At 49.8% G+C, this 255-nt stretch carries 1 rRNA gene; it reads right to left on the bottom strand.

The features are described from left to right. Positions 1-255 (bottom strand): 23S ribosomal RNA (locus VQ643_RS16425); the annotation flags it as partial.

Below are 255 nucleotides of genomic sequence, written 5' to 3'. Positions count from 1 at the left end.
CTGCGTCGATTAACGTTGCGCAGGAAACCTTGGTCTTTCGGCGTGGATGTTTTTCACACCCATTATCGTTACTCATGTCAGCATTCGCACTTGTGATACCTCCAGCAAGCTTCTCAACTCACCTTCATAGGCTTACACAACGCTCCTCTACCGCTCATCCAGAGGATGAACCCGTAGCTTCGGTGTATGGTTTGAGCCCCGTTACATCTTCCGCGCAGGCCGACTCGACTAGTGAGCTATTACGCTTTCTTTAAA

Source organism: Pseudomonas sp. F1_0610, assembly GCF_047470865.1.
Taxonomy (GTDB): Bacteria; Pseudomonadota; Gammaproteobacteria; order Pseudomonadales; family Pseudomonadaceae; genus JAZDRH01.
Note: the sequence above shows the minus strand (reverse complement) of the source record. Positions and strands in the feature narration are given on the sequence as shown.